Raw genomic sequence first — 15,592 nt, 5'->3', positions numbered from 1 at the left:
GTTGACTGGAGAAATGGATAAAGTTCCTTCCATTTTGGAGCGTTAGCAGTACTTAACGATTTGCTCACCATGGGGTGGTGTAACTGGCTTGCCAATAGTGGCACCCTCTAGGAACTTCCGATTAGGCTACAAGTGAGAAGCGGCGACCATCACGGCTTCTTTTCAACATTCCACTGATGGTTGGAGTTGGCTAAGATGGTAGGCAAAGTGTTAATGAGATGTTGATGATGAATTAATAAGAAGCGGTGGAAGAGTTTGCCCAACGCCTAGGTTAAAATTCCCTTATAAGAGGGTATTGGGTGATTGCAGTTTGATTAGATGTTTGATCTAAGTGACGAAGTCCTAGGATTTATTTGCTGAACTTTATGATTGGAAGTTGCTGAATGTGGACCCCTGCTTCTGGCGCACATGCGATTGAGCGTGTTTCTCTTGCTGTCATTTTTACTGATGCAGTGCCGATGAAGGTGCTTGACGCAGCCACGCAGTTCACTGAGGCACTCGTCGCTGATGGAACTTTTCCAGTCAAGCAAGATGTGGCCAGTGCCAACATTGAATTTAGCGTTAGTTTGGAAGATGGGGGAAAGAGTGTGGTCTCCCAACCTGATCGCGTTGGGGTTGCGTTTTATGCAGATACAGATCAGAGCTTGGAACTTGCCCGCTACACCAAAGACCTCGCTGTACTTTCTTCATACAACTATGAGTCATGGAGTGCCTTCGTTCAGCATGTGCAGAAAACATTAATCCCCTATTTGGCCAAAGTGCGAGATATTGTCTCAATCAAAACCGTGAAGCTTGAATACGATGATCGGTTTGTCTTTGAAGGAGATCCGACGAAAGCCAATATTGACGAAGTTGTAAACGTTCCATCGTTGCATTTGCCAAAAGAAGCGGTCGGCAGCGGATTTCCATGGCATAGTCGTCGAGGCTGGTTTGTGCCCGCCGACAATGGAGCTGTTTTGGTCAACTTGGACATGTCTGAAACGCGAGTAGCTCGTGTTGATCAGCCAGATATTCCCTTTCTCTCAGTGTTTATCAAATCCGTTGTGGAAGCGCGGCTGGATGAGCCTGTCGATGAGGTAGCAGCGTTGAACGAGATATTTAAAGATCTACATACTCTATCGAAGGAGGTGTTTATGTCTACTTTGACTGATGATGCAAAAGAGATGGTTGGGATAGGCGAATGAACTGGAAAGCATTCGATAACTTGAGTGAAGCAACGAAGTTTGAAAAAGCTCATGCCGCTCAACGCTATTTGGCTGAAAACACTTCAGATGTTTCTGTTGTACCTCGTAAATTACAACATGTTCGCTCGGCGTTCCCGCATGCTCGGCTGGTCACAGAAATCGACAATTCTGAGGCAACTGTAAGTGTTAAAAAAGGTTCGGATGTTGTTGTCCTAGGAGAATATAAGAGGGCGCAAGCTCCAAACACCAATCCTGTCTTACTTGGTGAAAAGCCCAAACCTGCGTTTTTTGCGGCCCCCACCCGCTTAGAGCTAAAGTTTCCTCTTCAGCAAATTTCTTTGTTTAGCACCTTTGAAGATGATTGGGATGGGTATGGCTCGAAAGCACCTTCAAAGCTTGTTTTGGAGCTTTCAGAAAAATTGCTCATGGCTTGGGACCTGGATCTTGGAATCATCCCTGACCTAAGTGTTTTGTCGGAGGGAGATATATCCTTTGAACTATATTCTGAATGTGGAAGTTTGCTTGGGGTTGTTGATGTCTTCGACGATGGCGTGATGAGCTATGCGCTCTCGATTGATGGTGTCGCCAACGAGACTGGGTCACTTGTTATCGAGAATAGCGAAGATCGGAAAAAGATATTTGAATTGATCTTGAAAGCTAAGAATTCGGTGTGACTGACGTTTCTTGTCCGGACCATTTAAGGGAAGTGCTGGATGCGCGGCCAGAAGATAGTACCGCTGCTGTGTATTTCTGTGAGCGATCCCCACAATGTGAGTGTGAGGCTGCTGCTGAGTGCGAGGGCGGCCATGGGCCCATTGGGGCGGATGAGAGTATAACATATCTGGTTTCTCATCCGCAGCAAACGCGCCAGATGTATCGTGATGAAAAAAAATTAAAGGAAGTCCCCTTCGGGTTTAAGGCTCAACTGTTCGATGCGGCGTTTACGTGCGGAATTTCAGTGATGAGGGAGGTGCTCGCCCCAGATAATGAGATGCTGATACAAGCAAAAAAACTCTATGATCGGGCTCAAAAGGATAAGCCTCATGAAGGGGGCATTATTGGGGTTATCCAATTTCCAGCCAATGTCGTATTTGATCTGTTGTGCGAAGAAGGTCGGCGGATGTTTTGCCTTTATGATACTCCGATAGATGTAGGCAAAGATGATCAAGTGCTTTCCCATGGAGACATATTTGGGACAATATATGGCGGCGACCTCAGGGCTGCCAAGGCGGCGTTAAGGGTTAAGTTGCACACTGCGGTTTCGAAGGAGGCACATAAGGTCAGCGTCATTGAATACCGGGGCGGGTTGCTTGATGAATATAAATCTACCGTTGTCACGATGAGAAACCACGTTGCTTCCTAGTGTTATATTAAGGTCTCGGTACCCTTCTGTTTGGTTTCTAGCTTTCCTATAGAGAACTATTGGTTGACCCTTTCGGTTTTTAGTGTCCACTTTGGCAGGGTTTTGTTGTTCGCTATTTTTTGCCCTAAAAATCTGAGACCCCTTCTACGGTATCGAGCGCGGTGGATTTCCCCCCGTACCCCCTCCCTACGGGCCACCTCAACGGCCCCCTCTCTTCCCCACTCCACCCTCCGAGGTCTTTTCCTCTGGATGAGTGACCACCCTGGTCAAGTTGCAGGGACCCTGGGGGTGCGCTGGCGGGGAACAGTGGGGCTGGATCAATTAGGTTGCCCCATAAGAGAACAGAAGAGGAACGATCCTGGTGTCCCGGAAGGTATACCAAGTAGGACATTTCACCAGGTAAGAGCAGCCCCTGATTTCATTGGTTATTTTTTGTCCGATAAGTTGGGGTTGACAATTATAGGACGATAATCCCATAAAGCCTAGAGATTTTGGGACAGTGAGGCAGGACATGACTGGCACGATAGTAGGATATGCACGGGTTTCCTCTGTGGAGCAGAACGAGGAAGCCCAGATTGGTCTCCTCCAAGCTAACGGGGCCACAAAACTCTTCATCGACAAAGCCAGCGGAACGTCACGCGACAAACGCCCAAAACTTGCGGATGCCTTGGAGTGGGTCCGTGAAGGGGATGTGCTTATGGTGACCCGATTGGACCGTCTGGCCCGGTCGGTCAAAGACCTCCATGACATTGCGCAGGAGTTAGAGCGGAAAGAGGTCGGCCTCAGGGTCACTGAGCAGAGCATTGACACGACTACCCCACAGGGACGCCTCATGTTCACCATGTTGGGGGCAATTGCTGAGTTCGAAACGGGTCTTCGTGCCGAACGTCAAAAGGAAGGGATCGAACTGGCAAAGGCGCAAGGGCGGTTCAATGGGCGACCTGTGACAATTGATCATGACGCGGTGCGGAAAGCGCGTGATGGGGGAATGAAGCCCGCCCAGATTGCCAAAGAGTTCGGCATTGCGCGATCTTCCGTCTACCGGGCGCTGGGGGGAGACTGAGCTCTCCTCCATTCTCAACCGTGGGGCCTCTCCAATTGTTCGCGGGGCTAGGTTTGTTTATCGGTTTTGCGTGAAGAGAAACAGAGCCGGGTGCAAATACATTTATTAATTAGGTGACCTAATAAGATAGAGGAGTGCATCGCTCTTCTCCGTCAACCAAATCGTAAGGCCACCGTGCCGGATACCTGACTGCAAACCGCTATGCCTGACCAATCGGTCTTTGCGGATATGGATGTCGCTCACAACGACCAATTTGCCCTGTGAACAGCAGATCCCACAGAGCCAATGAAACAAGGCGTTTCGAATTAGGTGGCCCCATAAGATAGAGCTCTATGCCTTTCTTCCCTGAATAAACACTAAGGATACCCCCACATGGAACACCCGACTGCAACCGCCCTGGCGGAACAAACCCACATTGCCTATACGGAAGGTGCTTCCCACGGCAATCCCGGTCCAGGCGCATGGGCCCACTTCACTCACAACCCCGATGGCACCTTCACGGAAGCCTCAGGGTTTCTCCGCGACACAACCAACCAGAGAGCCGAGCTTCTTGCCGCAATATGCGCCCTGGAGATGACCTCAGAAGGTGCCCGCGTCCACATCTACAGCGACAGTGCCTACGTGGTGAACGGAGCCACGCAATGGCTTGAAGCATGGAAGGTGAAGAACTGGCGGAATGCCCAGAAGAAGAGCGTGAAGAACCGCGACCTCTGGGAACGTCTGGATGGCCTGTTGGATACACGCACGGTCACCTTTGAGCACATCCCAGGTCATGCCGGTATCCCTGGTAATGAACGTGTAAACGCACTTGCACAGGATACCACCACAGGACGCGCGGGCTTTGGCCCAATCACCTTCGCCATCGAACAATAAGAGGAGCGAGATATGAACAGCTCGACACCGACCACCAAAGATGTGGCCTATCTTCTCGATCACCCGGAAAAGGCGGAGAAGTTTGACGCTCAGTTCGGAGAGGGGAAAGCAGCTCAATATCTGCAAGCTCACAGCAGCGCGGAGCGGCCTCAAGAAGCCCTTGAAGGTCACCGCACTAGTGAACCCGCTGCAATCTCCAATACCTCTCCACGAGCCCACACAGGAAGCTCTCAGCCCACCTCCAAGGACATGGCTTACCTGCGAGCTCATCCCGATATGTCAGAGAAGTTTGATGCCCGATTTGGGGAAGGGACTTCGGCATCCATCCTCCAACACGCCTCCCTTGAAGAACCTGGAGACTTTGGTCCCCTGGGGGAGCTGATCCGGGGCAATAATCCCAATGCGCAAGACCCGGAGGACACCTCCATCCTGGGGGAAATTGCCCAGGGGATTGGCAACGGCATCCAGGAGGCCCTCAACGAAACCGTGGACACCCTGGAGAGCTTCGACATTGCCGCTTCAAAGAAGTTGGATGATTGGGGCATCCCCTCACGGCTCCAGATCGTGAACCAGGAGGGCCGGATTGACCCCGACCTCAAATATTTCCATGAAAGTGAAGGGGATGAGGATTGGCTCGGAGGCAAGACCACGGTCAAAGGTGATGCGGTGGAGGTCACGACCATCAAGGAACCCGTCACGGGCCTTGGTCGGTTCACCTCTTCCACCACTCAGTTCCTGGCGGGCATGGCCGGGGCGGGAAAGGTCACAGGGCTCAAAGGGCTCTGGGGGGCATTCGTCAATGGAGCCATTGCTGACGGGGTGGTCTTCGACCCGGATGATCCGAACCTCACCGCCTGGGCAGAGCAGAACGAATACGCCGTTCCCTTCCTTACCGAAGCCTTGGCAACCGACCCTGAGGACCCCGAGTGGATGAACCGGATGAGGAATGTCACCGAAGGGGTTATCCTGGGCAGTGCCATAGAATTCACCCTGAAGGGCCTCAAAGGTCTTGCCCTGGCAGCCAAAGGGAAGCGTGTTGGCGGAGAAGCTGGTGAAGCCCTGATCAAGCAAAGTGAGGAACTGGTGGATGAGGCCACCCAGGAAGCCCGTGGGGCCATGGAAGAGGGTGTTGCCCTGGATGCCCCCGATGGTCCGATGCTCCTCACCCCGGAAACTCGTGTGGATACCCCGAAAGAACTCCCCTTGGCAGATCCTGATGCCATTCGGGCAGCCATGGCGGACAAGGAGATGGTGACCCCGGAGCAAATCTCGGAAAGCCTCTGGTTCAATGCCTCCAAGATGGATGGGCCGATGGAAGCCCAGGCAATGATTGAAGTTGCAGGAGATGCCCTGGCCCGTAGTGGTGCCCTTGAACGCCTGGGGCTGGATAAGCCTGAGAGCTTTGATACCGTCATAGCCTCAGCCAAGGAGGAACTTGCCAATCTGACAGGTGGAAGCCTGGATGAGCTGACCGAACGGGTTGCCGCCGTGGGGGAGAGTGCGGTTGAGCAAGGGAAGTTCCTGGTGGCCGGGAAGATGGCGCTGCAATCTCTTGGCCGGGAGGTCTCCCAGGTCGCCACTAAGCTCGATGGGATGTATGCGCTGGGCAAGGTGGACCCTGTGGTGGAAGCCCGCCTCCTGGACCTAATGCAGACCCACACGGACCTGCAAGGTCACCTGAAGCGCATCCAAACGGCAGCCGCTCGGGCCACCTCTGTGGGGCGTATTCGGACCACTGATGGGATTGATGCTCAGGCTATGGACGCATTGACCCGCGTGGAGGCTGCTGGGGGCTCGAAGGCAATCCGCAAGGCAGCCAAACAGCTCCGCATGGCGGGTGGTCCGGCTCAACAGGCAGCTCTCCTGAGGGACATGACCCGTGGGGGTCGGCTCAATCGAGGCCTGAAGGTGGTCAATGAGGTCTTCATCAACAACATCCTCTCTGGCTGGCGAACCCATGCGGTGAACGTCACCTCCAACATGGTCAATACCGTGGTTCTCCCCATGGAACGGGTCATGGGCGGTGTGGTGACCCGCAATCCCCAACAGGTCCGCGAAGGGTTCCAGCAATATGTGGCCCTGCGGTCTGCCGTGATGGACAGTATCCGCCTGTCTGGTCGGGTACTGAAGAACGAGATGCCCGTCTTGGATACCCAGGTGAAGCTTGATTATCAGAATGAGGGGTTCCGAGCGATTTCCAAGGATACCCTGGGCGTTGAAAGCCAGCTTGGTGGGAAGATCGTCGATGGCATGGGGGCACTTGTCCGGGTGCCTGGACGGTTCCTTATGGCAGAGGATGAATTCTTCAAGCAGATCATGTTCCGCTCACGCCTCCAGGCACGGCTAACGGCTGAGGTGCAGGCCCTTCCTCCAGAGGAGCTCAAGCGCATGGGCTATGCCAGTGCAGGAGAGTTCATCGAAGGGGAAACCCGAGCGGCAACCATGACGGTGCAAACCCTTGAGGGCCGCTGGGAGGACATGCTGTTCAAAGGCAGGGTGGTTGATGACCCAGAAGTCAAAGCCCAGTTCATCCGCGATAACCTGGGGGCAGCCAATGAGGGTTCCAAATATGCTGCGGATGCCCTGAGGGTGGCCCGAGAGGCGACCTTCACCCAGCCCTTGAAGGAAGGCTCTTTCTCCCATGGGTGGCAGCAGATGGCGAATAGGCATCCGGTGCTGAGGCAGATCACGCCCTTCATCCAAACACCAGCGAACATCCTGACCAAAGCGTTCCACCGGGTGCCGGGGGTGAACATGCTTCATTCCCAGTATCGGGAGCGGTTGTTCTCCTCTGATCCCAACATCAAGGCGGAAGCGGCGGGTGAAATGGCAACTGGCGTGGCTCTGAGCTTGGCGGTGCTGATGCTCTCCTATGAGGGGCGGATCACCGGAGGAGGACCAACCGATGGGAAGACCCGTGGCCTCTGGATGCGGGACAAGAAATGGCAGCCTTATTCGATCAACCTGGGAACCCCTGAGGAACCCCACTGGGTCGAATACAAGCGGATGGACCCTTACGCTCTCCCCTTTGGGATTGCCGGGGATATTGCCGAGATGATCCAGGCCAGTGAGAACGATCCTGCCTTTGATAGCGCCGGACTGTTCGCCATGCTGGTGGCCTCTGTGGGCCGGAACCTTACCTCCAAGACCTGGCTCCAGGGGATGGCGGACGTGATTGAGGTCCTGCATTCCTCCGACAGACCCCAAGTTGCCCAGCGCTGGATGGAGCAACGGGTGGCCGCAATGGTTCCCTTCGCCTCAGCCAACCGGACCTTCAACCAGGACAGTGACGAGTTCTCAAGAGAGGCACGGGGCTATCTGGCCCGGATCAAGGCGAACACTCCTGGCATGTCTGATGAGCTTCCCATTCGATATGATTGGGTCTCTGGGGAAGCCATTGAGAACCCAACGCGCTTACTTGGCTACATCACGGCAACCTCTGGTCCGGAGGATGAAGTGGATGAGGAGCTCCGCAAGCTGGGCTACGGGTTCACCGGACCTGATCGGAAGATCGGCCAGATCAAGCTTTCCTCCGAGCAATACCAGGAATGGGCAAAGCTCATGGGGACCGTGAAGATCGGCGGGAAGATCCTGAAGGGACGCCTGAAGGCGACCATGCAGACCCGGCGATATGACCTGGATCGGAGCCGTATCCCTGATGGGGTCACTACTCCCTCTGAAAGCCACCGGGTTGAGATGCTGAGAGGCATCATTGCGGGCTACAAGCAGAAGGCCCGAGCGGCTCTCTTTGAGAGACACCCGGAGCTCTATGACGCCTGGATTGCCTATGAGCGATACGAAGCGGATGCCCGAAGCGGCAAGGCTCAAGAAGGTGAGCGTGGGAACCTGCTTCTGGGGTTCTAGGCGTATTGCATCTCTGAAAAACTGAGAGGGGCCCTACGGGGCCTCTCCTCATTGGTCATGAGCGATCAAGAGAACTGGAAGAGGTTGACAGAAAGTCAACTTAATCTGCGAGTTACTCCGCAAAGGGCTCCCTGTAATTTTTACAGGTAGCTGCAAACCTTCCCTAACAATGATGAACGGTTCTTGATGAACTTCAATACCCTGTGTTCAGCACAGGCTCTTTCGTTGCTTTAGCGGGAGGTGCCTGAGAATTTCTCAGGTAGCCTGCAATGTGTCCCTAAGAGCAACACCTCCGAGAAGGGAGAAGAACCGATGACCGACCAACTGAAAACCTTTGAAGCCCCCGCGCTGGGCAACCTGAAATTTACCGTATGGGACCGTGAAGGTGAGCCGTGGTTCATCGCTAAGGAAGTGCTGAAGGTTTTGGAATACAAAACCAGATCGACGCATACCATCCTTAACTACATAGACCCCGAGGAGAAAGTTAAGGAGAGCATAAAGAGCCTCAGTAATTCTGTGCCTCTTTTGGCTCGCCACAAAATGTCTGCCCACCACCCACACTGGTTCATCTCTGAAAGCGGCCTCTACAAGCTGATCATGCGGTCCAACAAGCCGGAAGCCCAACAGTTCCAAGACTGGGTGACCAAAGTGGTCCTCCCCGCAATCCGGAAGGATGGGGGCTAATCCGCCTCCGTATATGTAATAGGTAGATCTGAAAGGTGGAGACTTGCGGGCAACCCATCGGGTTCAGGCTCAATCCGCCTCCGTATATGAAATAGGAGACCTTAAAGGTGACCTGAATGGTCATCCTACTCCTCCTCAATCTCAAAAGACCATGTTCATGGGCCGACCTCTAAGGTGACCTTCTAGGAAGTCCTTAAGGGAAAGACCCCATATCTCATTCCTCGATGAGGAAATGAGGATGAAGTTGACCATTTGTGGTCCCCCAATTCCATAGAAAGAACCAATATGCTTGATAGCACCAATGGGTCTCCATCCGATGAGGTGGCGACCACGGCTACCTTAAAGGTATGTCCGAAATGCCAAACCCAGTTCCAACCTGCACGACGAAATCAGCGTTATTGCAACAGGCAATGCCAAAAGAATGCGGCCAGAGGTCCGCGCCAAACTGAAAACGCACGGATGACCAGTCAGCATTACACACGTGCTCTGGATCTGGCGCACATGGTCTATTCAAAACCAATCTTCGAGCGATTGGGGGCAATGAAAGACATTCTTGACTGTGTGCCGCATGATGCGGGGCTCAGGCGAATTCTCAGAGACCCAACACTCCTCTGCGCCAACCCGTTTTTCGAGCGTAGGTACTTCGTGCGAGGGCGAGACAAAACCATTTCCCAGGCAGCCAGCGCCTACACTCAAAAGTTCTTTGGGGTCTCCATCGTGACTTACGTTCAGCAGGTCCTTGAGGGACGAGTGAATGAAGAATTCCCAGTGAGAAGGGCTTGATGGGAGCAAGGTCGGCCCATTCCGAAGGGGGCAAGAATGTATCTTGCTTGGGCTATATCAATCGCACACCCTGAAGCGACCAGGAAACACCATTGACGCCCCTTTGGAATGCAGCTAAGCACTTGAAGGAGAACAAGAAAACCACAAATGGGAAGTTCCCACGAGTGGAAACAATTCTCCTCTACTTCGAGCATCTAGTTGAAAGAGAATTGACATGACAAAAGACCCAACCAAGCCCCTCCTCACCATTGGAAAATATGTATTCGACATCCAGCACGATCCACGCCTTGAAGGGGAGCTGTTCATGTTCGCGATGTTGAACCGGAATGTGTGGGGGATTGGTCTGGAGGTCCGTTTTGGACCCTTCAAGTTCTACCTTGAGAGAGTACTGGCGGGGGTGCCTGCGGAGTAACCCTGAGGGAACCAAAGGAGGCGGTGCTGATAGGTGCCGCCCTCTGTTTTTTACCGATCCTCTTGAAACGGACTGTAGCCTTCCAGCGCCTTCATCAAGGCTTCCTGTTTTTGCTTCAAAGATATTTCACTACCATACGAGCTATCTTGCCCCGCGCTCAGAGCGTGACCTTCAATCGCCTTCGCGGTTTCCGGGAAAACTTCCGCTTTTCGCATCCGATCTTTCATATTGTGCCGGAGACTGTAAGGGACATGCTTGGGGTCTTTCGTATAGACCCTCACTCGCTTTGAGAGGGCTTGAGAGAGCCGATCCAGACCGCCAGCAGATGCAAAGCGGGGAAACGCGTAGTCATCCCCACGGGCTCCTGAGGCAACCTCCTGGGCGACCTCCAAAGCCAACCCGACGAGTGGCACCTTTCGCATGGACCAACCACTCTTGAGCGTTCGATCCTCTCTCTCCCGAATGACAATATGGGGAACCTCAGCATCCACAACTATCTCAGAGAAGGTTAGCATTCGGATTTCAGAGGGCCTTGCACCCGTAAAATCTAGCATGGTCCAGATCTGTAAAAGTGACTTGGCATCTTTTGACCTAGAGGCGACCAAATCAGTGTAGACACCCTCGATTGTCTTTGGCTCTAGAGGGAGCCGCTCCTTCTGCCGCACAACACCGGACGCCTTCAGCTTCAACCCATTAAACGGGTTGCTTTCCCCTGCCCCCAGCTCACTGTTCGCCAGGTTTATTACAGCTCGAATGTCATTCGTCTCCCTGCGGATCGTTGAAGAAGCTACACCCTGCTTTTCTCTCATATCGCGCCATGCCCTGGCATCCGCTCGGGTGATCGCAGAGACAGACCGGTCCCCCCCTAGAACAAACGTCAAATTCTTCTCAGCTCGGGCAAACCGCTGGACCTGTTTTTTTCGTTGTTCTGGAATGGGCAGGGATTTTTCTTCCAGATAGAACTTGAAGGCATCCGTCACGGTCACCACTTGGGGCTGTTTATCTACGCCCCCAAGTAGCGCAGAGGCCAAAGCACCCTCATTCTCAGGGACACCTACATATTCGCCAGTATTGGGGTCTTGGTATTTCTCAATTAGACGATCAGCAGCAATTTCGCGCCAAGTTTGCTCACTGTCAGTACGCCCCCGACTGTTGGGGTCAGCGCCCCAGCTTTCCAACAGGGCTGCCAATCGGGTTGACTGTTCGGAGGGAGAAAGTCCTGAGACCCCATTCTTTGCCAAGCTCACCATATGCTCAATCCGCTCATGCACGGCACCGTACCGCATCATGGCTTCGTTCATGGATTTACCTATGACGGTTATGAATTCACGCTTCCGAACGACTTCTTCGAGAATCTTTGGGACCCTACGTCGATAAACATAGCTGCCGGTTCGTTTGTCTTGCTTGAGGTATTTCACGGTCACATTCCGCATCGCTTTGCCCATTTGTGTAGGTAAGCGTGTATGCAAATCGAATGCAAGGGAACTAATTCCCCATATAATTCAATTACTTAAAGCGGGATAAATGGTGCCCAGAAGAGGACTCGAACCTCCACGTCCATACGGACACTAGCACCTGAAGCTAGCGCGTCTACCAATTCCGCCATCTGGGCACGGTTGGTGAGGGGCGATGTAATGGGTATGCCGGGGGGGGTCAAGCGGGAAATGTGGGTTTTTTGAAAAAACCTTTCCACCTTGCCCAAACCGGTCTGGAAAGCTATGAATTTGCGCGAGATATGCGAAAGCATTTGCGCGAGATTTGCAAGGAGGACATGGATGTCCAAGCTAGTGACCATTTACGGCGGGTCCGGTTTTGTAGGGCGCTATGTTGCGCGCCGCATGGCAAAGCAGGGCTGGCGTGTTCGTGTGGCGGTGCGCCGCCCGAACGAGGCCCTTTTCGTCAAACCCTATGGTGCAGTCGGCCAGGTTGAGCCGATGCTGTGCAATATCCGCGATGACAATTCGGTGCGCGAGGTTATGCAAGGCGCTGATGCCGTTGTGAATTGTGTCGGCATCCTGCTGCCGCGTGGCAAGAACACCTTCCATCAGGTGCACGACATCGCCGCCGGTCGGATCGCCCAGATTGCAGCCGAAGAAGGCGTTGAGCGCCTTGTGCATGTGTCGTCACTGGCCTCGGACCCGGACGCCCCCAGCCAATATGGCCGCACCAAAGCGCGCGGTGATGCCGCCGTGCAGGAGGCATTCCCCTCTGCCGTCATCCTGCGTCCGTCAATCATCTTTGGGCAGGAAGATGCGTTCTTCAACCGCTTCGCCAACATGACCCGGATGAGCCCGGTGATTCCCGTGGTCGGCGCTGACACCAAATTCCAGCCGGTGCATGTGGATGACGTGGCCGCAGCTGCGGAGAAAGCTATTCTCGGTCAGGCCGAGGCTGGCATTTACGAACTTGGTGGTCCGGATGTGGAGAGCTTCCGCGATCTGCTCAAGCGTATGCTGCGCCATGTGCAGCGTCGCCGTGGCATCGTGAACATCCCGTTCGGCATTGCCCGCATCAATGCGTTTGCGTTCGACATGGTGCAGAAGCTCAGCTTTGATCTGGTGCCGTCGCTTCTGAGCCGCGACCAGGTGCGTAACCTGCGCGTGGACCACGTGGTCAGTGACGATGCGAAAGGCTTTGCCGATCTGGGCATTCAGCCGAAGGCCATGGATGCGATGCTGCCCGATTACCTGTGGCGCTTCCGCGAAAACGGGCAATATGCGGCCATCACGGCGTCTGCCAAGAACCTCAAAGCCTGAGGTCACGGTATCTGAAATGCAAAAGGCGCGGCAGGGACCGCGCCTTTTTTGTGGGGTTACGTTGGCAAGCGGCTGAACGCTTTAGCTATACGCATAGACCAACAGCACCAGCCCAAGCGCCACGCGATAGATCACATAGGGTGTAAAACTGACCGACCGCAGAAGGCGCATCATCAAACTCAGCGCGAGAAGGGCCGCGCCGAATGACAGCACCGCAGCAATTGCCCCATCTTTTGCCAGCTGCCAATTGGCCTCGGCGGCCACCTCTGCCCCCAACAGGACACCGGAGGCAAAGATGGTCGGGATCGACATCAACATGGCAAGCTTCGCCCCGTCCGAACGCGCATATCCCAGCGCCCGCGCCCCGGTGATGGTGACGCCCGAACGCGACGCTCCGGGGATCAGCGCGACCGCCTGCCAGAGCCCCATGATCAAAGCATCCCGCAAGGTCCAGTCGCCTTCCCGCTTCGCCTCGCCCCCGTTTCGGTCGACAATGTAAAGCACGATGCCAAATCCCAGCATGGTCCAGGCGATCACCTTGACCGACCGCATCGCATCATCCAGCCCGGTCAGTTTCAGCATCAGACCGAACAAAACAGCAGGGAGCGTGGCCATCATCAACAGAAACGCCAGCCTGGCGCCGGGCGTATCGATACGCCCCGCCAACATGCGCGGGATCCCGGCCAGCCCCATCCGCACATCCCGCCAGAAATAGATCACCACCGCCAGCAGGGTGCCAAGATGCACCGCCACATCAATCGCCTGCCCCTGATCGGGATACCCTGTCACCACCGGCACCAGAACCAGGTGCCCGGATGACGAGACCGGCAGGAATTCAGTGATTCCCTGCAGAATTGCGACCAGGAAAAGATGCGCGAGCGTCATTGGGACACCTGTGGTAAAAGCCTGTATTTCTAAGATTTTGGCAAGCTACCTGCTTGTGAGCGAAAGGGAAGGGGAAATAAAGGTAAGCATAACTTACTTATTTTTTATGAACTTGAGAAGAAACTCACGATGGGACCCTAAAAAATCGACATATAGGTCAGTGTTGCTGACTTTTCATTTGCTCCAGCCTTATTTACAAGGGCGTACCCAGCCATGTGTTCCCAGCGAACACGCAGATGTGACGGAGAGCAAGGAATGGCCAAACAGCCGATGTTGAAATTTGTGAGCGTCAACCGCGATATGCCCGAAAAGCGGTCGGCGGAGACTCGCAAAGAGGACTTTCAGGAAATCTATGCCGAGTTCGCGGCCGCCAAGGCGGAAGAACAGGCCAGCCGCTGCAGCCAATGTGGCGTGCCCTACTGTCAGGCCCATTGCCCATTGCACAACAACATCCCCGACTGGCTGCGCATGACCGCCACCGGTCGGTTGAAAGAGGCCTACGCTCTCAGTCAGGCCACCAATACCTTCCCGGAAATCTGCGGTCGCATCTGCCCGCAGGACCGTCTGTGCGAAGGCAATTGCGTGATTGAACAATCCGGCCATGGCACCGTCACCATCGGCGCGGTTGAGAAATATATCACCGACACCGCATGGGAACAGGGCTGGGTGGAAGAGATCACCGCGGGTCCAGCCACCGGCCAAAGCGTTGCCATCATTGGCGCGGGTCCGGGCGGTCTGGCGGCTGCTGACGTGCTGGTGCGCGCAGGCCACGCGGTCACCATCTATGACCGTCACGACCGGGCGGGTGGGTTGCTGACCTATGGCATCCCCGGCTTCAAGCTGGAAAAAGACGTGGTGATGCGCCGGGTCGAATTGCTCGAACGCGCAGGCGTCACCTTCAAACTGAACAGCAATGTGGGCGAGGACGTCACCTTTGCCGAGATTCGTGACAGCCATGATGCCGTGCTCATCGCCACCGGCGTTTACAAGACCCGCGACCTGTCCGGTCCCGGCGCGGGGGCCACGGGCATCGTGCGGGCGATCGACTATCTCACCTGTTCGAACAAAACCGATTTCGGTGACACCGTGCCGGAATTTGAAAGCGGCGAACTGAATGCCAAGGGCAAGAAAGTTGTCGTGATTGGCGGCGGCGACACCGCCATGGACTGCGTGCGCACCGCGATTCGTCAGGGGGCCACCTCGGTCAAATGCCTGTATCGCCGCGACCGCGCCAACATGCCCGGCTCGCAGCGCGAAACGCAGAACGCCGAAGAGGAAGGCGTGGAATTCGTCTGGCTGGCCGCTCCCAAAGGTTTCACCGGTGAGCCGGTCAACGGCGTGATGGTGCAGCAAATGCGCCTTGGCGCCCCGGACGCGTCTGGCCGTCGCAGCCCCGAAGTGATCGAAGGGGCGGATTATGTCGAAGAGGCCGATCTGGTGATCAAGGCGCTTGGCTTTGAACCGGAAGACCTGCCGACGCTCTGGGATCAGCCGGAACTGCCGGTCACCCGCTGGGGCACTGTGAAAGCCGCGTTTGGCACCCACCGGACCGACATGGAAGATGTCTGGGCCGTGGGCGACATCGTGCGCGGGGCATCCCTGGTGGTCTGGGCGATCCGCGACGGGCGCGAAGCCGGGGCAAATATCGTCGAGACACTGGCAAACAAAGCCGCGCTCGCCGCTGAATAATCAGGACATATCCGGGGCATGCCGGGCCGCAACTCA

General features: G+C 54.9%; 12 protein-coding genes and 1 tRNA gene. 10 read left to right on the top strand and 3 right to left on the bottom strand.

Annotated features, from left to right (window positions below):
- The first annotated feature begins 383 nt into the window (after positions 1-383).
- The 8 genes from K3J57_RS14915 to K3J57_RS14880 all read left to right on the top strand — a co-directional run bounded on the left by K3J57_RS14915 (position 384) and on the right by K3J57_RS14880 (position 10,226).
- Positions 384-1,184, top strand: coding sequence for a TIGR04255 family protein (locus K3J57_RS14915; RefSeq protein WP_259796546.1), 801 nt, complete (start codon positions 384-386; stop codon positions 1,182-1,184).
- Positions 1,181-1,858, top strand: coding sequence for a hypothetical protein (locus K3J57_RS14910; RefSeq protein ID WP_259796543.1), 678 nt, complete (start codon positions 1,181-1,183; stop codon positions 1,856-1,858). Before K3J57_RS14915 ends, K3J57_RS14910 begins: the two co-directional genes overlap by 4 nt.
- On the top strand, positions 1,855-2,547 hold the full coding sequence (locus K3J57_RS14905; RefSeq protein WP_259796541.1) for a hypothetical protein: 693 nt from the start codon (positions 1,855-1,857) through the stop codon (positions 2,545-2,547). The genes K3J57_RS14910 and K3J57_RS14905 overlap by 4 nt, the downstream gene beginning before the upstream one ends.
- A gap of 511 nt (positions 2,548-3,058) precedes the next feature.
- Positions 3,059-3,610 carry a recombinase family protein gene (locus K3J57_RS14900; protein WP_259796537.1) on the top strand — a complete coding sequence of 184 codons (552 nt, stop codon included), beginning with the start codon at positions 3,059-3,061 and terminating at the stop codon, positions 3,608-3,610.
- Positions 3,611-3,982: 372 nt separating this feature from the next.
- Positions 3,983-4,483 carry a ribonuclease H family protein gene (locus K3J57_RS14895; protein WP_259796533.1) on the top strand — a complete coding sequence of 167 codons (501 nt, stop codon included), beginning with the start codon at positions 3,983-3,985 and terminating at the stop codon, positions 4,481-4,483.
- A gap of 12 nt (positions 4,484-4,495) precedes the next feature.
- The gene (locus tag K3J57_RS14890; RefSeq protein WP_259796531.1) at positions 4,496-8,347 is read left to right on the top strand and encodes a hypothetical protein; all 3,852 of its coding nucleotides are present in this window, start codon (positions 4,496-4,498) and stop codon (positions 8,345-8,347) included.
- A gap of 312 nt (positions 8,348-8,659) precedes the next feature.
- A complete protein-coding gene (locus K3J57_RS14885) occupies positions 8,660-9,031 on the top strand; it encodes a BRO-N domain-containing protein (protein ID WP_259796528.1) in 372 nt (123 codons plus the stop codon).
- Between the two features lie 997 nt (positions 9,032-10,028).
- Positions 10,029-10,226, top strand: coding sequence for a hypothetical protein (locus tag K3J57_RS14880; RefSeq protein ID WP_259796527.1), 198 nt, complete (start codon positions 10,029-10,031; stop codon positions 10,224-10,226).
- A 50-nt stretch (positions 10,227-10,276) separates the two neighbouring features.
- Here the strand turns inward: K3J57_RS14880 and K3J57_RS14875 are convergent, their stop codons facing one another.
- Both K3J57_RS14875 and K3J57_RS14870 read right to left on the bottom strand, forming a co-directional pair.
- Complete coding sequence (locus K3J57_RS14875) at positions 10,277-11,671, bottom strand: site-specific integrase (RefSeq protein WP_259796524.1); 1,395 nt, start codon at positions 11,669-11,671, stop codon at positions 10,277-10,279.
- 80 nt (positions 11,672-11,751) lie between these two features.
- Positions 11,752-11,838: transfer RNA gene (locus K3J57_RS14870), tRNA-Leu, on the bottom strand.
- A gap of 163 nt (positions 11,839-12,001) precedes the next feature.
- Here K3J57_RS14870 and K3J57_RS14865 point away from each other — a divergent pair.
- A complete protein-coding gene (locus tag K3J57_RS14865) occupies positions 12,002-12,982 on the top strand; it encodes a complex I NDUFA9 subunit family protein (protein ID WP_259776280.1) in 981 nt (326 codons plus the stop codon).
- Positions 12,983-13,063: 81 nt separating this feature from the next.
- Here K3J57_RS14865 and K3J57_RS14860 read toward each other — a convergent pair whose 3' ends face one another.
- Positions 13,064-13,867, bottom strand: coding sequence for an undecaprenyl-diphosphate phosphatase (locus K3J57_RS14860; RefSeq protein WP_259796522.1), 804 nt, complete (start codon positions 13,865-13,867; stop codon positions 13,064-13,066).
- A 255-nt stretch (positions 13,868-14,122) separates the two neighbouring features.
- Here K3J57_RS14860 and K3J57_RS14855 point away from each other — a divergent pair, with 255 nt between their 5' ends.
- Positions 14,123-15,556 (top strand): NAD(P)-dependent oxidoreductase, encoded by a 1,434-nt coding sequence (locus K3J57_RS14855; RefSeq protein WP_259792890.1) that lies wholly within the window; start codon positions 14,123-14,125, stop codon positions 15,554-15,556.
- The last annotated feature ends 36 nt before the right edge of the window (positions 15,557-15,592 follow it).

It is taken from the genome of Aliiroseovarius crassostreae (assembly GCF_025137635.1).
Lineage (GTDB): Bacteria > Pseudomonadota > Alphaproteobacteria > Rhodobacterales > Rhodobacteraceae > Aliiroseovarius > Aliiroseovarius crassostreae.
The sequence above is the reverse complement of the archived record's forward strand: the minus strand, read 5'-3'. Positions and strand labels throughout refer to the sequence as shown.

Bases quoted from the DNA above. Each gene is read 5' to 3' on its own strand.
- K3J57_RS14915 (WP_259796546.1), top strand. From the start codon at position 384: ATGTGGACCCCTGCTTCTGGCGCACATGCGATTGAGCGTGTTTCTCTT.
- K3J57_RS14910 (WP_259796543.1), top strand. From the start codon at position 1,181: ATGAACTGGAAAGCATTCGATAACTTGAGTGAAGCAACGAAGTTTGAA.
- K3J57_RS14900 (WP_259796537.1), top strand. From the start codon at position 3,059: ATGACTGGCACGATAGTAGGATATGCACGGGTTTCCTCTGTGGAGCAG.
- K3J57_RS14895 (WP_259796533.1), top strand. From the start codon at position 3,983: ATGGAACACCCGACTGCAACCGCCCTGGCGGAACAAACCCACATTGCC.
- K3J57_RS14890 (WP_259796531.1), top strand. From the start codon at position 4,496: ATGAACAGCTCGACACCGACCACCAAAGATGTGGCCTATCTTCTCGAT.
- K3J57_RS14885 (WP_259796528.1), top strand. From the start codon at position 8,660: ATGACCGACCAACTGAAAACCTTTGAAGCCCCCGCGCTGGGCAACCTG.
- K3J57_RS14880 (WP_259796527.1), top strand. From the start codon at position 10,029: ATGACAAAAGACCCAACCAAGCCCCTCCTCACCATTGGAAAATATGTA.
- K3J57_RS14875 (WP_259796524.1), bottom strand. From the start codon at position 11,671: ATGGGCAAAGCGATGCGGAATGTGACCGTGAAATACCTCAAGCAAGAC.
- K3J57_RS14865 (WP_259776280.1), top strand. From the start codon at position 12,002: ATGTCCAAGCTAGTGACCATTTACGGCGGGTCCGGTTTTGTAGGGCGC.
- K3J57_RS14860 (WP_259796522.1), bottom strand. From the start codon at position 13,867: ATGACGCTCGCGCATCTTTTCCTGGTCGCAATTCTGCAGGGAATCACT.
- K3J57_RS14855 (WP_259792890.1), top strand. From the start codon at position 14,123: ATGGCCAAACAGCCGATGTTGAAATTTGTGAGCGTCAACCGCGATATG.